The sequence below is a fragment of the Paraburkholderia phenazinium genome, assembly GCF_900100735.1.
GTDB classification, from domain to species: Bacteria; Pseudomonadota; Gammaproteobacteria; order Burkholderiales; family Burkholderiaceae; genus Paraburkholderia; species Paraburkholderia phenazinia.
Genome location: NZ_FNCJ01000012.1, coordinates 13,875 through 30,739, shown reverse-complemented (window position 1 = coordinate 30,739; position 16,865 = coordinate 13,875). Strand labels below are relative to the sequence as shown.

Here is a 16,865-nt window from a genome sequence, read left to right as displayed (position 1 = left end):
GCGATGAACCTGTCGCGCCCGTTTATTTCCCGGCCGGTTGCCACCACCCTGCTGGCGATCGGCATTGCGCTGTCCGGGGTGTTCGCCTTCACGAAGCTGCCGGTGGCGCCGCTGCCGCAAGTGGACTTCCCGACCATCTCGGTGCAGGCGACGCTGCCGGGCGCCAGCCCCGAGACCGTGGCAACCAGCGTGGCGAGCCCGCTCGAACGGCACCTTGGGTCGATTGCCGACGTCACCGAGATGACCTCGCAGAGCTCGGTCGGCTCGACGCGGATCACGCTGCAGTTCGGCCTGAACCGCGACATCGACGGCGCCGCCCGCGACGTGCAGGCCGCCATCAATGCGGCGCGCGCCGACCTGCCGGCGAGCCTGCGCAGCAATCCGACGTACCACAAGGTCAACCCGTCCGACGCGCCGATCCTGATTCTCGCGCTGACCTCGAACACGCTGACGGCCGGGCAACTGTACGACTCCGCAGCCACGGTGCTGCAGCAGTCGCTCTCGCAGGTGGACGGAATCGGCGAAGTCGACGTGAGCGGCTCGGCCAATCCGGCGGTGCGCGTCGAACTGGAACCGCAGATGCTGTTCCACTACGGCATCGGCCTCGAGGACGTGCGCGCCGCGCTCGCCTCGGCCAACGCGAACAGCCCGAAAGGCTCGATCGAGTTCGGCGCGAACCATGTGCAGCTTTATACCAACGACCAGGCGAGCAAGGCGTCTCAGTACAAAGACCTGATCATCGCCTACCGCAACGGCGCGGCGGTGCACCTGTCGGACGTCGCGGAGATCGTCGACTCGGTGGAGGACCTGCGCAACCTCGGCCTCTATAACGGCAAGCGCTCGGTGCTGGTGATCCTGTACCGCCAGCCCGGCGCGAACATCATCGACACGGTCGACCGCGTCAAGGCGATGCTGCCGCAACTGAAGGCCTCGCTGCCCGCCGACGTCGACGTGTACCCCACGGTCGACCGCTCCACCACGATCCGAGCCTCGCTGAAGGACACCGAGCACACGCTGATGATCGCCGTGGCGCTGGTGGTGATGGTGGTGTTCCTGTTCCTGCGCAACTGGCGCGCAACACTGATTCCGAGCGTGGCGGTGCCGATCTCCATCATTGGCACTTTCGGTGCGATGTACCTGATGGGTTTTTCGATCGACAACCTGTCACTGATGGCGCTGACGATTGCGACCGGCTTCGTGGTCGACGACGCGATCGTGGTGCTCGAAAACATCTCGCGGCATATCGAGAACGGCGTGCCGCGCATGAAGGCGGCCTTCCTCGGCGCGCGCGAAGTCGGCTTTACGGTGGTCTCGATCAGCATCTCGCTGGTGGCGGTGTTCCTGCCGATCCTGCTGATGGGCGGCATCGTCGGACGGCTGTTCCGCGAGTTTGCGCTGACGCTGTCGCTGGCGATCGGCGTGTCGCTGCTGGTGTCGCTGACGCTTACGCCGATGATGTGCTCACGCCTGCTCAACGAGCCGCACGAGCGCGAAGAAGAAGGACGCCTCGCGCGCTGGCTCGAACGCGGCTTCCAGTCGATGCAGCGCGGCTACGAGCACACGCTCGGCTGGTCGCTGCGGCATCCGCGGCTGATCCTGCTGGTGCTGATCGCAACGATCGGCCTGAACGTGTGGCTGTACGTGATCATCCCGAAGGGCTTCTTTCCGCAGCAGGACACCGGGCGTATGGTCGGCGGCATCATGGCCGACCAGTCCACCTCGTTCCAGGCGATGAAGGGCAAGTTTGCCGAGATGATGAAAATCGTCGGCGCGAACCCGGCGGTGGACGGCGTAGTCGGCTTTACCGGCGGACGGCAAACCAACTCCGGCTTCATGTACGTGCAACTGAAGCCGAAGCCCGGCCGCCGCGTCTCGGCGGACGAAGTGATCCAGCAGCTGCGCGGCCCGCTGTCGAACGTGGCAGGCGTGCGCACCTTCCTGCAGGCCGTGCAGGATATTCGCGTGGGCGGGCGGCAATCGAATGCGCAGTATCAGTTCACGCTGCTGGCCGACTCGACGACCGACCTGTACACATGGGGGCCGAAACTGACCGAAGCGCTGCAGGCGCGCCCCGAACTGGCCGACGTGAATTCCGACCAACAGCAAGGCGGCCTGGAATCGATGGTGACGATCGACCGCGCGAGTGCGGCGCGCCTGAACATCGAACCGGCGCAGATCGACAACACGCTGTACGACGCATTTGGCCAGCGCCAGGTATCGACGATTTACAACCCGCTGAACCAGTACCACGTGGTGATGGAAGTGGCGCCGAAATACTGGCAAAGCCCGGACATGCTGAACCAGATTTACGTCAGTACGTCGGGGGGCAGCGCGAGCGGCTCGCAGACGACCAACGCGACGGCGGGCACGGTCACACCGCCTGTGGCGAGCACCAGCGGCACCAGCGCCTCGGGCGGCGGCACGGCCGGCACGACGGCCTCGAGCGCGGCGGCGATCGCATCGGATTCGGCGCGCAACCTGGCGATCAATTCGCTGGCGGCGAGCGGCAAGTCGAGCGCATCGTCGGGGGCGGCGGTTTCGACCTCGAAGGAGACGATGATTCCATTGTCGGCGATCGCGAGCTTCGGGCCGGGCAACACACCGTTATCGGTGAATCACCAGAGCCAGTTCGTGGCCTCGACGATTTCGTTCAATCTGCCGCCGGGCAAGTCGTTATCGGATGCGACGACGGCGATTTACGACACGATGGCTCAGATCGGCATGCCGGCAACGATACACGGCAGCTTCCAGGGGACGGCGCAGGCGTTTCAGCAGTCCCTGTCGGATATGCCGATCTTGATTCTGGCGGCGTTGGCGGCGGTGTATATCGTGCTGGGGATACTGTATGAGAGCTATATTCACCCGTTGACGATTTTGTCGACGCTGCCTTCGGCGGGGGTGGGGGCTTTGCTAGCGTTGCTGTTGTTTCAGACGGAGTTCAGCATCATTGCATTGATTGCGGTGATTCTTCTGATTGGCATCGTCAAGAAGAACGCGATCATGATGATTGATTTTGCGATTGAGGCTTCACGGCAGGGGTTGTCCTCGTATGATGCGATTCATCAGGCTTGTTTGTTGCGGTTTCGGCCGATCATGATGACCACCTGCGCTGCGCTGCTGGGGGCTTTGCCGTTGGCGTTTGGGAATGGTGATGGGGCTGAACTCCGCGCTCCGTTGGGCATCGCCATTGTTGGTGGGCTTATTGTTAGTCAGATGCTCACGCTGTATACCACGCCGGTGGTTTATCTCTACATGGATCGGATTCGGGTTAGGTGGGAGTCGCGGGCGCGGCGTGGTGGGGCGGCCGCTGTTCGTGGAAATAGTTAAGGTTTTGGCCTTGCAGGCGGCTTGGTTTTTTGCCTGCGGCGCCTTGATTTTGGTGGTTGTTTTTATGGTGTTGGCCTTTCCTTGCTTTGTTATCGGTCTATTAGCTTCGCCCCTGTGCGGGGCGGCACTTACTTTCTTTGCCGCCGCAAAGAAAGTAAGCAAAGAAAGCGGGCTTACAACCGCCAACTGGTAGTGAGCCATCTCGGTCTGCCACCGGAAACGGCCCAACACGAGACCTGCCCTCGCATTTCCCACGTTAGTGACACAGCGCTCATCCACCCCACTCCGCACTTCGTGCGTCGCGGATGGGTTTGCAAGGGAAAACGAACAAGCCAATATAGTTAGAATACCTACACATTTCGCAGAAGGCGTTATGCCCGGCGGCGGGGCGCGCAGCGCAACGCTGGAACGGATGATAGCCTTGTCACGTACGTGGGTGGTGCGATGGCAGGTCTCGTGTTGGGCCGTTCCCCGCAGCAGACCGGGATGGCTCACTACCAGCTAGCGGGGTGAGCCCGCTTTCTTTGCCTACTTTCTTTGCGGCGGCAAAGAAAGTAGGTGCCGCCCCGCACAGGGGCGAACCTAATAGACCGATAACAATGCAAGGAAAGGCCAACGCCCTAAGAACAACCACCAAAATCAAGGCGCCGCAGGCAAACCAACCAAAGCCGCCGCAAGGCCAAAACCTCAAAGCCTCTGCTCAATGGCCAGCCCAAAAACCCTCTTCCACTGCCGAGCCTGCCGAGCATCGCGCATGGGAAAATTCCAAAGCGGACACTTAGCATCCCTCACCTTGAGCGCGAGCTGCCACTGCTCGCCAACCACCTCGATATCAGCCCCTTGCAGATCGGCAAAAATATAATCGCCCTGCAAGCCATGAAGCTGAAAACTACAAAACCTCTTCCCGGCGGCCAGCCGAACCCAACCCCATGGGGCCTTCAACTCATGCGTCCAATCCCCGTCACGAATATTCGCGGCCACCTCCCGCCGCCGGCGCAGCCAATAGACCACCGCAGCCACCACCAACCCAGCAGCAACAACCGCTACACCACCCGCAACGCCAAGCCCAAAATGCGCCGACAAAGCATCAAACGACCACACCGCGCCATAAACCAGTGCACCTAGCACCGCCAACGCAACAACGATAGGCATCTCGCATCACCCTGCAAAACAAACCGGCCACCAGGCTAGCACGGCGCATCCGCGGAATAGACATCAACAACCAATTGCGTCATCCGGCAATGCAAGACAACCGCATTGCGCCAGCAAAAACCCAAAAACAAAAGGCGGCCCGCAAGCCGCCCTCAGGGCAAAAAGCCCTTACTGCGCCTTATGCGTAGCCGCCCACTGCTTCACCGCCTCCAGCGTATTCTCCACATGCTTGTCCGGCGACAAACTCGTGTACTCGTAAATGATCTTGCCATCCGGCGCAATCACATACGACACCCGGTTCGCCATCGAGTTATGCATCGGCAGCCCCGCGTCGTACTCGCCAATCACCTTCGCGTCCGCATCGGCCGCCACCGGGAACTTGCTGCGGCATTCGCTGACCGAGAATTTCGTCAACGTGTCGATGTTGTCGTGCGACACGCCAATCACCGTCGCGCCATACTTCTTGTATTGGTCGACCGCATCCGCAAACTCATGCGCCTCGATCGTACAGCCCTTCGTGAAAGCGGCCGGGTAGAAATACAGCACCACCGGCCCCTTCTTCAATTCGTCTGCCAGCGTGTAGGTATACGTCTTGCCGCCCAGTGACGCCTGGGTGGTGAAATCCGGCGCCGTATCGCCCGGTTTGAGCGTCGCCGACGCCGTCAGCGAATGCAGCGCAAACCCCGCCGATAATGCAGCCGCCACCAATACCGGCGTGAACTTTCGTTTCATCTCAATCCCCCTTCAAGCGTTGACGCACGTACTCCGTGCAATGATTGAAGCCATGCCCCGCTGTGCCCCTGCGAGCCCGTCAAGACATGACTGATCCACTATTGGACCACGTCCGGACAAAGCACGCTGGAACACGCCGTGATCGCCCTGCTTCCTCCGTTGGCGTCGAGGGCGGGCGCACCGCTGACTGGCAAGCATGGAGAAATGCGGTAGGCATAAAAGCCGGCAGCAGCCGGCGCAGCGACTGAAAAACGGCCCCTGCTACTCGAGCCCGGCATGCGCGCCGAACCACGCCGCCGCCGACAGATTCAGTTCCGCCAGCACCTCCGGCGTCAGCGCCGCAAAGGCCTCCCGTGCGTCGGCGTCGGTTGCGATCGAGGCGGCGTCGATACCCTGCTCCGTGCCCCGGTCGGCGGCTTCGGCGATGCGCAGCAGCGTGCCGAGCGCGCCGCTATGCTCGACAATCGCATCGCGGATCAGCGGCGCGAGGCCAAGCTTGTCGAGCGTCTCGGCAGGCGTCGTGCCCAGCACCACGTGCACCAGCGAAAAGATCCCGGTCATGAACGCCGCATCCGCGAAGTCCTCGTCGGATGGGCGCAGCCACTGGGCCGCCAGCTCCATGAAGCGCGAGCGCGTGCCGGCCAGTTGCACCAGCGGGTCCGAGCGCCACGGCAGGTCGCCGCCGTCGGCGTACAGCAGCAGTTGCGCCCAGCGCGCAATCTGCCGCGTGCCGGTGGCGATGATCGCCTCGCGCAGCGAAGCGATATTGCGGCCGAGACCAAACGCGCTCGAATTGACGAGGCGCAGCAGTTGCACCACGACGTTCGGGTTGCGCTTCAGCTCCGCCTCGAGTTCGATGATGCCGGCATCGCGCGCCAGGAGTGCGAGCAGCCGCAGCAGCGCCGGGCGCGACGAGCGGTTGCGCGGCGCCGTCAGCACCTGCGGCCGGGCGAAGAAGTACCCCTGGAACAGGTGGAAGCCGAGGTCGCGGGCCAGCGCGAAGTCTTCGCGCGTTTCGACCTTCTCGGCGATCAGGGTCTTGCCCTCGGCCAGCACCGCCGCCGCCAGCTTCGGCAGCGCGGCGCGGGGCGTGAGCAAAAAGTCGATCTTGACGATGTCGGTATGCGGTAACACCGAGCGCAACCCTTCGGTCAGCTCGCTGACATCGTCGAGCGCCACCTGGAAGCCCGCGCGGCGCAGTTCGCCCAGCCGGCGCACCAGTTGCGCATCGAAGGTCACGGTCTCGAGTATCTCGAGCACAAAGCGCTCGGGCGACATCAGGTGGACGATGTCGTCGAACAACAGGTCGCGGCTAATGTTCACGTAGCCACGATGGTGGCCGAGCACCGCGGACACGCCGATGCCGCCGATCGTGCGCGCCACCACCTGGGCGGTCGCCTGCGCGTCGTCGCTGACTTCGGCATAATTGTGCGCGCCCGCCCGGAACAGCAGTTCGTAGGCGTTCAACGCGCCATCGCGGTCCAGAATCGGCTGGCGGCCCAGATAGACAAACGGCGCCTCGGCCGCCGCAGCGGCCTCGGCGGATTGTGTTAGCACCTCGACGTGCCCGGGCTTGGCCCTGACAGAGAACGGTTCAGACATGGCTCATCGGTGCATAAATTCGGAAAAACCAGGCAGCGGGCGCCAATTCCCGCGTCCGCTGCGAGCGTCAGGCTTGCTTCCGCTTCATTCCATTAACGGACAGCAATCCGCGCCACTTTAACCGAATCCGCCGGGCGCCGCTAAGCCTGTGGCGAACGCGAATCATTACTATCAATTTTTGCAGCAACCGCTAAAGATTTCGGCGCACGGGTCGTTATCTCGTTCTGATGGGCGGCTTCATACGTCTTAACCACCCGCGCCGGCCAGGCGGGAGCGAGCCGTGCCGCCTGCAGACGAAAACGGGTTGCCAGCGAGAAACATGGAAGCGAACAGGATCACCGCGCCCCGCCGGGGCTCCTTGCGCACGGTCATTGACCGCGTCCGTGCGTTAGGCCGCCGCGCGGAAGGCTTACCCCAGCCGAGCGCCAGCCGCTCGCCCCTCGAGCAGGCCGTCGGTGCGGTCGACCTGCTCGCTCACGTCGACCGGGAGCTTCGCTTTCTGTACGTGTCCGAGGCGAGCCTGCGCTTCATCGGCTACCACCGCGAATACTTACAGACGATCACCCTGCACGACCTCGTCGCGCCTGCCGACGCCGCCCAGCTCGACGCGCTGCTGGCCCGCGCCTCGGCCACCGGCGGCATCGAAAAGGCCACGCTCGGGCTGATCAAGTCGCTCACCTATCCGGTCACGGTGGAACTGCGCGTCGTGCGCAGCAGCCACGACGGCGTCGAGGGCTTTGCGATTGCCGGCTTCGACGTGTCGGCCTGGCGCGCCACCGAAGAACGCCTGACGCATGCCTTGCACCACGACCGCCTGACCGGTCTTGCCAATCAGTCCGCGCTGCTGTCGGCCCTGTTCGACGCCCAGCAGCAGGCTGACGAGCACGGCACGCCAGCCGCCCTGCTGCTGCTCGACATCGACGACTATCAGCGCGTGAACCGCGCGCTCGGCTACGACGCCGGCGACGACATGCTGCGCGACACGGCGCGGCGTATCTCCAACACCACCGCCCACGGCGAGCGGATCGCCCGGGTCGCGAGCGACGAATTCGCCATCCTGGTGCCGGCCGCGGCCAGCCGCACCGACGCCGTGGCAGCCGCCGAGGCCCTGGCGCGGCGCCTGCTGACCGCAATCCAGCAGCCCTATGTCTTCAACGGCCAGCAGGTGCACCTGTCGGCAAGCATCGGTATTGCACTGTATCCGGATGTGCGGCACGCCAACGATACGGCGGCGCGCGACAACCATCTGCTGCGCTGGGCCGACCACGCGCTGCTGCAGGCCAAGGCGGCCGGCGGCAACACGCTTGCCTTCTATGTGCCGGACGACGACCCGGCCGACGCGGAACGCCTGAAGCTCGAGGCCGACCTCTACGACGGCGTGCGCAACGGCGAGTTCTCGCTGCACTTCCAGCCGATCACCAGCAGCCAGAGCCACGGCGTGGTGGGTGTGGAAGCGCTGATCCGGTGGCTGCATCCGGTGCATGGCCTCGTGCCGCCGTCGATGTTCATCCCGCTCGCCGAATCCGTCGGGCTCATCAACTTCCTCGGCAACTGGGTGCTCAAGGTTGCCTGCATGCAGTTGATCCAGTGGGATGTGCGTGGCATCAAGCTGCAATACGTCGCGGTCAACGTCTCGCCGCAGCAGTTCCGCGATCCGCGTTTCAAGGACAGCGTGCGCGAGGCGATCGAGCTGACCGGGATCGACCCGCGCCGCGTCGTGTTCGAGATCACCGAAAGCCTGCTGATGCACGACCCGGCGCACGCCAAGGGACTGCTCGAAGAACTGACCGCCATGGGCATCCGTTTTGCGGTCGACGACTTCGGCACCGGCTACTCGAGCCTGGCGTACCTGCAACGTTTCCCCCTCGCTAAACTCAAGATCGACCGGAGCTTCGTCGAGAATCTGCTAACCTCCCGGAACGATCAGGCAATCGTTAGCGCGGTGGTCGGTCTCGCGCAGACGCTGGACCTGGAGCTGGTCGCAGAGGGCGTGGAAACCGAAGAACAGCGCACGCTGCTGACCGAGATGGGATGTGATCATATTCAGGGGTGGCTCGTCTGCAAGGCGTTGCCATCCGAGGAACTAGCGCAGCGTTTCGAGGCGCGCACCCTGCACCTGCACGAGCCGGCCTGATGCAAACCCGGCAGAACAGGCGCGCGCGCAGCGAACACCGGCTTGCTACCGGTCTGGCACTCACTGGAATACGTATGGCTTTAGCGGGAATCACATGGTAAAGGCAGCGGTGCTCGACAGGCTCTGGTCTCGAATGAGCGAGCGCGGCGATTTCCCCATGCTGTCGCAGTCGCTGCGTACAACCATGGCTGCAATGAACAACGACGACCTTGATTTCTCGGGTCTCGTGCAGGTCGTGCTGTCGGATTTCGCGCTGACCCAGAAGGTGCTGCGCCTCGCCAATTCGGCGATGTACATGGCCTTCGGCGGCAATATCACCACCGTGTCGCGCGCCTTGATGGTGCTCGGCATGGACGCGGTCGGCCACCTCGTGGTCGGCCTGAAGATCGTCGACCACTTCCATCACAGCGTGCCGCGCCGCATCGACGCGAAACTCGAGCTGAACCGCACCTTGCTGTCCGGCTGCGTGGCCCGCAAGCTGACCGAGCGCGGCGACCTGCGCGCCGGCGAAGAGGCAGTGGTCTGCACGCTGATGCGCCAGATCGGCAAGCTGCTGGTGGTGTTCTATCTCGACGCCGAATGGGACCAGATCCGCCGCCAGATTGAAGCCAACGTCGACGAAACCGAAGCCTGCAGCGCCGTGCTCGGCGTGACCTTCGACGAGATCGGCGCCGAAGCCGCGGTGCGCTGGCGCCTGCCGGACATGATCCGCTCCGGCATGGGCGAGTTCGATCCGCTAGCCACCGACGAGCCGCGCCAGGTGCAGTGGCTGCGCGCCATCACCAACTACTCGACCGACGTCGCCAGTGTCCTGACCACGCCGAACATGCCGGACTGGCAGCGCGAAGCGCGCATCGCCGAGCTTGCGCACCGCTACGGCCGCGCGCTGAACACCGACCCCGACGTGCTGCTGGAAATGAGCGTGGCGCTCGCCCGCGAAGAAGATGGCGAAGGCGTGATGCGCGAGATCGTCGAGCTGCGCGCCAATGCCGACGCGATCGCCCGCGAAGCGCTTGCCCCCGAGGCACGCATCGGCGCCGGCGTCGAAGACCTGAAAGCGCTGCAAACGGGCAGCGCGCTCGGCCCGGCCTTGGCGCTCGCCTCCGAAACGGTCCACGCGGGACTCGGCTTTGCCCGCACTGTCATGTTCGTGCGCCACAGCAGCGGCATGTTCAAGGCGCGCATGGGCTTCGGCCCGAACATGGAAGCCGCCCTGCCGAGCCTGTCGTTCAATACGGCGTTCGAGCCCGACGTGTTTCATCTCGCGATTGCGAACTCGGTGGGCATCTTTATAGAAAATGCGCGTGACCCGAAGATGGTGGCGCGGCTGCCCGAATGGTTCAAGCGCAGCTTCGCCGATACCCGTTCGTTCGTGCTGTTGCCGGTGATCGGCGAAAATCAGACGACCGTCGCGCTGCTGTACGGCGACTGGCGTCAGGCTGATGAGCCGCGGCGGATTTCGCAGGGTGAAATGGCGGTCCTGAATGAACTGGCGCGGGAGTTAGGGCGTTTTTTTTCCCAAGCGCCGATGCGGGAGATGGAACTGCTGTGAAGGGGTAAGCGGTCCGGCATCCCGCCGGGCTGCCACGCCGCGCAGAACTACGGCGCGCCCCCTCACTGGCCGCTCGAGGCTAGTCCTCGATGCGCTCCAAGCCTTTCGCCTCGGCGCTGCGATCCGCCACACCGGCCCACGCCGCTGCCGCCAGTCCCAGTTCTGCCACTTCACCGACCGTAAGCGGCGCAAGCCGCGCGCAGACGGCGCCGATTTCCGCCCATGCGGCGCGCTCGAGCGCATCGACCGCCGACAGCAGCGAGCCCAGCACGCCTTCGCGGTGCAAAATCGCCGCCTGAATCGGCTTCGACAAGGTCAGCACGTTAAGCGTGTTTTCCAGCGAGCCGCCGAACACCGCATCCACAAACGAAAACACCCCGGTCAGAAATGCCGCGTCAGCCTCGTCGCGACCGGCTTCCGGCAAGCGCAGCACCGCCAGCTCCATGAAGCGCGCGCGGGTGGCGGCGAGTTGCAGCAAGGGGTCGTCTTCCAGCGCCACCTTGCGGCCGTCCGCATACAACAGCAGTTGGGTCCAGCGGGCGATCCGGTTGGTGCCGGTCGCGTTGATCGCCTCGCGCAACGTCGTCACCTTGTGGCCGACCGCGAGACCGCTGGAATTCGCCAGCTTCATCAGGTGCATCACCAGCACCGGGTTGAGCTTGAGCTCCGCTTCGAGCTGCGCCACGGTCGGGTCGCCGGCGAGCAACTGCAGCAGGTTCAACAACGCATGGCGCGGCGCGCTCACCCGCCGCAGCGTCGACGTATGGGCGCGGGCGAAGTAATAGCCTTGAAACTTGTCGAAGCCGAGGTTCTGCGCGGTATCGAAATCCTCCTGCGTGTCGATGCCCGCGGCGATCAACAGCTTGCCCGCCGACTTCAGCACAGTGGCGAGCTTCGGCAACAGGGCGCGCGAGATGTGCGGGAAATCGATCTTCACGCCCTCGGCGTACGGCAAGAGGCGTGCAAAGGTTTCGTTGGGCACCACCACAGCATCGAGCACGAAGCGGTAGCGGCGCGCGTGCAGCACGACGATGCGCGCAATCAGCGCCTCGTCCACTTCGATATCGGGCTGGATCTCGAACATGAAGCGTTCGGCCGGCACGAGTTCGAGCGCGTCGTCGAACAGCATCTCGCGGCTAATATCCAGATAACCGGGGTGCCCGGCCAGCGCGCCGCGCACGCTCGGCTGCAGCAGCGCCGTGACGACGGACTGCGTGAAAGTTGGGACAGGCTGTGCAAGCGCGCGGTCGCCCTGCGCGTCCGCTGCCGCATGGGCTGCCTCGCGAGCTGCATGCCCCGCAGGAGAGCCGCCGCTGGCGGCAGGCGCGGCCGCCTCGGCCGGCGCTTCGTTGACACAATGAAGCTTGAGTTCAAAGCCGCATAGCATACCGTCGCGATTGAGAATCGGCTGGCGGGCAAAACAGGCTTTGAGTGATGCGTCGTCGTTCCGGTCAGATTCCCCGCTGGCCCGGTTCGGATCGCCGCCTTCGATGCTGGTCATTCCACTCCCCCGATAAGCGCCCTGGCGCTTCCTGCTGTTTTCTGGTTCTGACATGGCGTGCGATCAGGCCCGAAATCGGGCTGAGAGCACCGCATGACGCCGCTTTGCGGCGTTTGACAATTTTAGCGCAGGCCGCAGGGCTCGGGCGTGACAAGCCGCCAATTTACAAAAATATTCAATTCTCAATTCGACGCTGCGAGCCGGCGGCGAATCGACGATACTCTTGTGCAGTGCAGAAGCGTTCCAACCCGCGTTTAACCACCAAGGAAAACCATGGACGTCAAAAGCGTGCTGTCCAATGCCTTCGCCATGCCGATCACGAGCCCGGCGTTCCCGATCGGCCCCTACCGGTTCATCAACCGGGAATTTCTGATCATCACCTACCGCACCGATCCGGCCAAGCTGCGCGCCGTGGTGCCCGAACCCCTGGAAGTCGGCGAGCCGCTCGTGCACTACGAGTTCATCCGCATGCCGGACTCGACCGGCTTCGGCGACTACACCGAAAGCGGCCAGGTGATTCCGGTGTCCTATAACGGCGTGGCCGGTAGCTACACGCTGGCGATGTATCTCGACGACCATCCGCCGATTGCGGGCGGCCGCGAACTGTGGGGGTTTCCGAAGAAGCTGGCCAAGCCGGTGCTCGAAGTGCACACCGACACGCTGGTCGGCACGCTCGATTACGGTCCGGTGCGCATCGCGACCGGCACGATGGGCTACAAGCATCGGCAGTTGGATCTGGCGCAGCAGAAGAAGCGCCTCGAAGCGCCGAACTTCCTGCTAAAGGTCGTGCCGCACGTCGACGGCTCGGCGCGGGTCTGCGAACTGGTGCGCTACTACCTGCAGGATATCGACCTCAAGGGCGCATGGACCGGCCCCGCTTCGCTGCAACTGTCGCCGCACGCGCTCGCGCCGGTCGCCGAATTGCCGGTGCTGGAGATTGTCGAAGCGCGCCATTTGCTGGCGGATCTGACGCTCGGTCTCGGCGAAGTGGCGTTCGACTACTTGAAGTAGTCCAGGCCGCCGCTGTCCACTGCATCAGCAACGACGGCCGCGCGCGCGGCTGTTGTGCTGTTGGCGGGGACTCGTCTATCACGGCATCCAAAAGCAATCGGCCGCATCTGCGGCCGATTGTCTTACTGCGAAGCTGCGTGTTGCATGCGTGTTGCATGCGTCATACCTCATGCAACACGCATGCTTGTTCCGCTTACTTCAGCACAACCTTCACGTCGAAGTACTTGGCCGCAAAGCGGTCGATCGTGCCGTCTGCCTTCAGTTCCTTGAGCGCCTGGTTGAGCGCGTCCTTCAGTTGCTTGTCACCCTTGCGGATGCCGAAGCCCACGCCGCCGCCCAGCAGCTTCGCGTCGCTGACAGCCGGACCGGCGAACTCGAAGCCCGCGCCTTGCGGACGGGTCAGGAAGCCCTTCGATGCCGCTTCAGCGTCCTGGAACGCCGCGTCGAGGCGGCCCGACGACAGGTCAGCGTAGATCTGGTCCTGCGTCTGATACGGCACGACATCGACGCCAGCCGGCGCCCACACGGCCTTCGCGTAGGTCTCCTGGATCGTGCCCTGCAGCACGCCGACGTGCTTGCCCTTCAGCGATGCGGCGGTCGGCAGCAGGCCGCTACCCTTCTTCGCAATCATCTGGTTGGGGATGGTGTAGATCGGATCCGTGAAGTCGATTGCTTCGCGGCGTTGCTCGGTAATCGTCATATCCGAGTTGATCGCGTTGAACTTGCGCGCTTGCAGTGCCGGGATCAGGCCGTCGAACGAGTTCTCGACCCATACGCACTTCGCCTTCAGCTTGGCGCACACCGCATTGCCGATATCGATGTCGAAACCCTGCAGGTCGCCCGCCGGCGACTTCGATTCGAACGGAGCATACGACGCTTCGACGCCAAAGCGGATTTCCTTGATGTCGGCTGCCGACGCGCTGCCTGCTGCTGCGGTTGCCGACGCGAACACTGCAAGCGCGGCCATGTTTCGCCAATTCATTTTCATTCGGAGTCTTCCTCTACTGGTATGGATCAAACAGAGCTTGAAGCTGCGCTGCATGATTGCGGCGCCAAAAATACGCATCAAACTCACGCGGCCGGCATGCTGCAGCGCACCAGCCGCGAGGGCGAGATTGTACAGGGTGAGCCGGCCGTGGCTGTGGGCGCGGCGCAGCGGGCGCCTGGCTGGCTGCAGCAAATGCCGCGAGCGAACTTGCAACTTCGTGTCGCAGACAGGCAAGCATTCGGTGGATGCGAGCGTGCTTTTCACATCGAATGTTGTGTTATTGGCGGGTGCGTCAACGCAAAGAACGCCCAGCGCGATATTATTCGCAGTACTGTACAACGTTGCCGCAGAAGCAGATTATCCGAGCGCTCATGAAAAAGCGGCGAGCACTTCTGCGCTCACCGCCTTGAACTCGAACCGCTGCATATTGGGAGGTGAAAACGCAGCAGGCCTTCCGCTGCGCGCTGCACACCCGATTGATTCGCTCAGCCGAGCGCGGCTAGCGTCTCCTGCGTCGTCTCCACCACCAGCAAGCCAGCACGCAAGCCCGGCTTCACCTTGGGATTCGGAAACACAATGCGCTCTTGCGCATGACGCACCGTATAGCGGTAATCGCCATCGCGCGCCAGCAGCGTGTCCTGTTCGAACGGCGTGAAGTTCGGCACGTCCGCCGCAACCAGCAGTTCAAACGCATCGCTTTGCTTCGTGATCTGGTCGATCACGGTGAACACGCGCGGCAGCGCTGCGCCGGTATCGCCTTCGACACCCGCCAGCAGATGCCGCAGCGCCTTGTCCGCGCCGGCGAAACGCGCCAGGTCGTTCTGGCCGAACGGCTGCACTTTGCCGAGTTCAAGCGTACAAGCCTCGGCGCCGCACGCCTGCGCGGTGAAATGCGAGTACGTGGTGCCCTTGGTCGTATGCAGCAGCACGGCGGAAATCGTCGCATCGCGCAGCCATTCGAACATCGCACGCGAGAGCGGCGCACCGGTATGCGGCAGCAACGCGAACTGCTCGAAGACCGACGCGCGGATCGCCGTATGCATGTCGACGTGCCAGCGTGCCCCTGGCGCAGACGAGGCGCCCGCGAAGAACTGCGTCGCCGCGTTTTCCAACGCAGCGGCGCGCGGCGCTTCGTGGCTATGCGGCACCTGAGCATGCCGGCCGCTGAAGAGGCGGTTCAGGTCGTCGTCGAGATAACGGCGGCCGGCGCGCATGGCGTCGACGTTGCCGAGTATCACCAGCAGGCGGCACGCAAGCGCTGCCCGCCCTTGCGCGATATCGCGCACCAGCATCGACAGCAATTCGATCGGCGCGGTTTCATCGCCATGCACGCCCGCCGAGGCAAGCACGCTGCGTGCAGCCGAAGCCGCAGCGGGTTCGAGTTGCAGGATGCCAACGTCTAGCCATGTCCAGCGCACACCATTGGCGCACACACCCTGCGCCTCGCCCGCCGCCAGGCGCGAACCCTTCAGCGTATAGCCAAGAAAATCGCCCAGCAGTGCGTCGCTCATGCGCGGCTCAGCGCTGGAAGTCATACAGCGAACCCAGACCGAGAATCTGCGTCAATTCGTCGAGCGCCGTGCGCGATTCGCGCAGCAGGCTCGGATCGGTCAGGTCAGCCGGGGCGAGACGATCGCGATAGTGCTTTTCGATCCACGCATCGAGACGCCCAAACAGCGCGTCGTTGATCCACACGCCAGGCGTAACCGCGGCGCGTTCAGCCTCGCTCAACACCACCCGCAGACGCAGGCAAGCGGGGCCGCCGCCGTTCTTCATGCTCTCGCGCAGGTCGAACACCAGCACATCGTCGATCGGGCCGCTGCGCGAAGTCAGTCCATCCAGATAAGCAGCCACACGCTCGTTCTCGCGGCATTCCTGCGGCACCACCAGCACCTGCTTGCCGTCCGGGCGCGTCAGCAACTGGCTGTTGAACAGATACGAGGTCACGGCGTCCGATACGCTCACCTGCGCGTCCGGCACTTCGATCACGTCGAACTTCGCATCGAGCTTACCGAGCTTGGCGCGCAGATCGTCGTACACCGCTTTCTGCTCGACGAACGCGAGTTCGTGGCAGAACAGCGTATTGCGATTGCCGACCGCGATCACGTCGTTATGGAACACACCCGCGTCGATCACGTCGGGGTTCTGCTGTGCGTAGACGGTGGCGGCTTCGGCCAGACCATGCTTATGCGCAACCGCACGGCTCGCTTCGAAGGTCTGGCGCGCCGGAAAGCGCTTCGGCTCCGGCCCGCGGCGATATTCGCTGCGACCGTAGACGAAGAATTCCACGCCCCGTGCGCCGTATTCCGCGCAGAAACGCGTGTGATTCGCCGCGCCTTCGTCGCCGAGCGCCGGCGTGCCGGGCAGCGCTTCATGCACCGCGAAACGGTCGTGGTCCGAGAAGATCGCCTGCAGCGTGCGGCGCGTCGATTCGTGTTCGATGGCGCGGTGCAGCTTGCTGCACAGATTGGCCGGCGTGAAATGCACGCGGCCGTCGTGGGTGTCCGCAGACGGGCTCACGGTAGCGGCATTCGCGGTCCACATCGCCGATGCCGAACTCGCGGCGGCCAGCAACTCGGGCGCGTCCTTCGCGACGCGCGCGATCACCGTCGCGTCGTCGCCGGAAAAGCCGAGTTCGCGCAACAGGCGCATCGACGGCCGCTCCTGCGGCGGCAACACGCCTTGATGAAAGCCGAGCTCGGCCAATTGCTTCATCTTGCGCAGGCCCTGCTTGGCAGCGGCCTTCGGATTGGCGACGGACTTCTCGTTGTTCTGCGACGCGACGTTGCCGAACGACAGCCCGGCGTAGTTGTGCGTCGGGCCGACGAGCCCGTCGAAATTGGCTTCAGTGGCTTGCATCGTCGAT

13 protein-coding genes are annotated in these 16,865 nt (G+C 63.9%); 6 read left to right on the top strand and 7 right to left on the bottom strand.

Annotated features, from left to right (window positions below):
- Positions 1–3: 3 nt before the first annotated feature.
- Both BLQ92_RS24150 and BLQ92_RS40130 read left to right on the top strand, forming a co-directional pair.
- Positions 4–3,327, top strand: coding sequence for an efflux RND transporter permease subunit (locus BLQ92_RS24150; protein ID WP_090687282.1), 3,324 nt, complete (start codon positions 4–6; stop codon positions 3,325–3,327).
- Positions 3,314–3,520: a hypothetical protein gene (locus BLQ92_RS40130; protein WP_175772361.1), complete on the top strand. Its 207-nt coding sequence runs from the start codon at positions 3,314–3,316 to the stop codon at positions 3,518–3,520. Before BLQ92_RS24150 ends, BLQ92_RS40130 begins: the two co-directional genes overlap by 14 nt.
- A 494-nt stretch (positions 3,521–4,014) precedes the next feature.
- On the opposite strand, the gene BLQ92_RS24140 is transcribed toward BLQ92_RS40130, so the two are convergent.
- From BLQ92_RS24140 to BLQ92_RS24130, 3 genes are all read right to left on the bottom strand, one after another.
- A complete protein-coding gene (locus BLQ92_RS24140) occupies positions 4,015–4,479 on the bottom strand; it encodes a hypothetical protein (RefSeq protein WP_090687278.1) in 465 nt (154 codons plus the stop codon).
- 168 nt (positions 4,480–4,647) lie between these two features.
- Complete coding sequence (locus BLQ92_RS24135) at positions 4,648–5,211, bottom strand: peroxiredoxin (protein ID WP_090687276.1); 564 nt, start codon at positions 5,209–5,211, stop codon at positions 4,648–4,650.
- Positions 5,212–5,472: 261 nt separating this feature from the next.
- Positions 5,473–6,813, bottom strand: a complete 1,341-nt coding sequence (locus BLQ92_RS24130; protein WP_090687274.1) for an EAL and HDOD domain-containing protein — start codon at positions 6,811–6,813, stop codon at positions 5,473–5,475.
- A gap of 319 nt (positions 6,814–7,132) precedes the next feature.
- On the opposite strand from BLQ92_RS24130, the gene BLQ92_RS24125 reads away from it, so the two are divergent.
- Together BLQ92_RS24125 and BLQ92_RS24120 are read left to right on the top strand one after the other, a co-directional pair.
- Positions 7,133–8,947, top strand: coding sequence for a putative bifunctional diguanylate cyclase/phosphodiesterase (locus BLQ92_RS24125; RefSeq protein WP_090687272.1), 1,815 nt, complete (start codon positions 7,133–7,135; stop codon positions 8,945–8,947).
- Between the two features lie 94 nt (positions 8,948–9,041).
- Complete coding sequence (locus BLQ92_RS24120; RefSeq protein WP_090687270.1) at positions 9,042–10,499, top strand: HDOD domain-containing protein; 1,458 nt, start codon at positions 9,042–9,044, stop codon at positions 10,497–10,499.
- Between the two features lie 79 nt (positions 10,500–10,578).
- On the opposite strand, the gene BLQ92_RS24115 is transcribed toward BLQ92_RS24120, so the two are convergent.
- Complete coding sequence (locus tag BLQ92_RS24115) at positions 10,579–12,000, bottom strand: EAL and HDOD domain-containing protein (protein WP_090687268.1); 1,422 nt, start codon at positions 11,998–12,000, stop codon at positions 10,579–10,581.
- A gap of 273 nt (positions 12,001–12,273) precedes the next feature.
- On the opposite strand from BLQ92_RS24115, the gene BLQ92_RS24110 reads away from it, so the two are divergent.
- Entirely contained in the window at positions 12,274–13,011 is a 738-nt protein-coding gene (locus BLQ92_RS24110) for an acetoacetate decarboxylase (RefSeq protein WP_090687265.1), read from the top strand.
- A 193-nt stretch (positions 13,012–13,204) separates the two neighbouring features.
- Here BLQ92_RS24110 and BLQ92_RS24105 read toward each other — a convergent pair whose 3' ends face one another.
- Positions 13,205–13,999 (bottom strand): ABC transporter substrate-binding protein, encoded by a 795-nt coding sequence (locus tag BLQ92_RS24105; protein ID WP_090687822.1) that lies wholly within the window; start codon positions 13,997–13,999, stop codon positions 13,205–13,207.
- A 21-nt stretch (positions 14,000–14,020) separates the two neighbouring features.
- On the opposite strand from BLQ92_RS24105, the gene BLQ92_RS40460 reads away from it, so the two are divergent.
- Positions 14,021–14,374, top strand: a complete 354-nt coding sequence (locus BLQ92_RS40460) for a hypothetical protein (protein ID WP_218133049.1) — start codon at positions 14,021–14,023, stop codon at positions 14,372–14,374.
- A gap of 110 nt (positions 14,375–14,484) precedes the next feature.
- On the opposite strand, the gene astE is transcribed toward BLQ92_RS40460, so the two are convergent.
- Positions 14,485–15,510: a succinylglutamate desuccinylase gene (gene astE, locus BLQ92_RS24100; protein ID WP_090687263.1), complete on the bottom strand. Its 1,026-nt coding sequence runs from the start codon at positions 15,508–15,510 to the stop codon at positions 14,485–14,487.
- Positions 15,511–15,517: 7 nt separating this feature from the next.
- Positions 15,518–16,858, bottom strand: a complete 1,341-nt coding sequence (gene astB / locus BLQ92_RS24095) for an N-succinylarginine dihydrolase (RefSeq protein WP_090687260.1) — start codon at positions 16,856–16,858, stop codon at positions 15,518–15,520.
- Positions 16,859–16,865 lie beyond the last annotated feature (7 nt).

Coding starts and splice junctions, on each gene's coding strand:
- BLQ92_RS24140 (WP_090687278.1), bottom strand. CDS start 4,479: ATGCCTATCGTTGTTGCGTTGGCGGTGCTAGGTGCACTGGTTTATGGC.
- BLQ92_RS24120 (WP_090687270.1), top strand. CDS start 9,042: ATGGTAAAGGCAGCGGTGCTCGACAGGCTCTGGTCTCGAATGAGCGAG.
- BLQ92_RS40460 (WP_218133049.1), top strand. CDS start 14,021: ATGGATCAAACAGAGCTTGAAGCTGCGCTGCATGATTGCGGCGCCAAA.
- BLQ92_RS24135 (WP_090687276.1), bottom strand. CDS start 5,211: ATGAAACGAAAGTTCACGCCGGTATTGGTGGCGGCTGCATTATCGGCG.
- BLQ92_RS24130 (WP_090687274.1), bottom strand. CDS start 6,813: ATGTCTGAACCGTTCTCTGTCAGGGCCAAGCCCGGGCACGTCGAGGTG.
- BLQ92_RS24125 (WP_090687272.1), top strand. CDS start 7,133: ATGGAAGCGAACAGGATCACCGCGCCCCGCCGGGGCTCCTTGCGCACG.
- astB (WP_090687260.1), bottom strand. CDS start 16,858: ATGCAAGCCACTGAAGCCAATTTCGACGGGCTCGTCGGCCCGACGCAC.
- BLQ92_RS24110 (WP_090687265.1), top strand. CDS start 12,274: ATGGACGTCAAAAGCGTGCTGTCCAATGCCTTCGCCATGCCGATCACG.
- BLQ92_RS24150 (WP_090687282.1), top strand. CDS start 4: ATGAACCTGTCGCGCCCGTTTATTTCCCGGCCGGTTGCCACCACCCTG.
- astE (WP_090687263.1), bottom strand. CDS start 15,510: ATGAGCGACGCACTGCTGGGCGATTTTCTTGGCTATACGCTGAAGGGT.
- BLQ92_RS24105 (WP_090687822.1), bottom strand. CDS start 13,999: ATGAAAATGAATTGGCGAAACATGGCCGCGCTTGCAGTGTTCGCGTCG.
- BLQ92_RS24115 (WP_090687268.1), bottom strand. CDS start 12,000: ATGACCAGCATCGAAGGCGGCGATCCGAACCGGGCCAGCGGGGAATCT.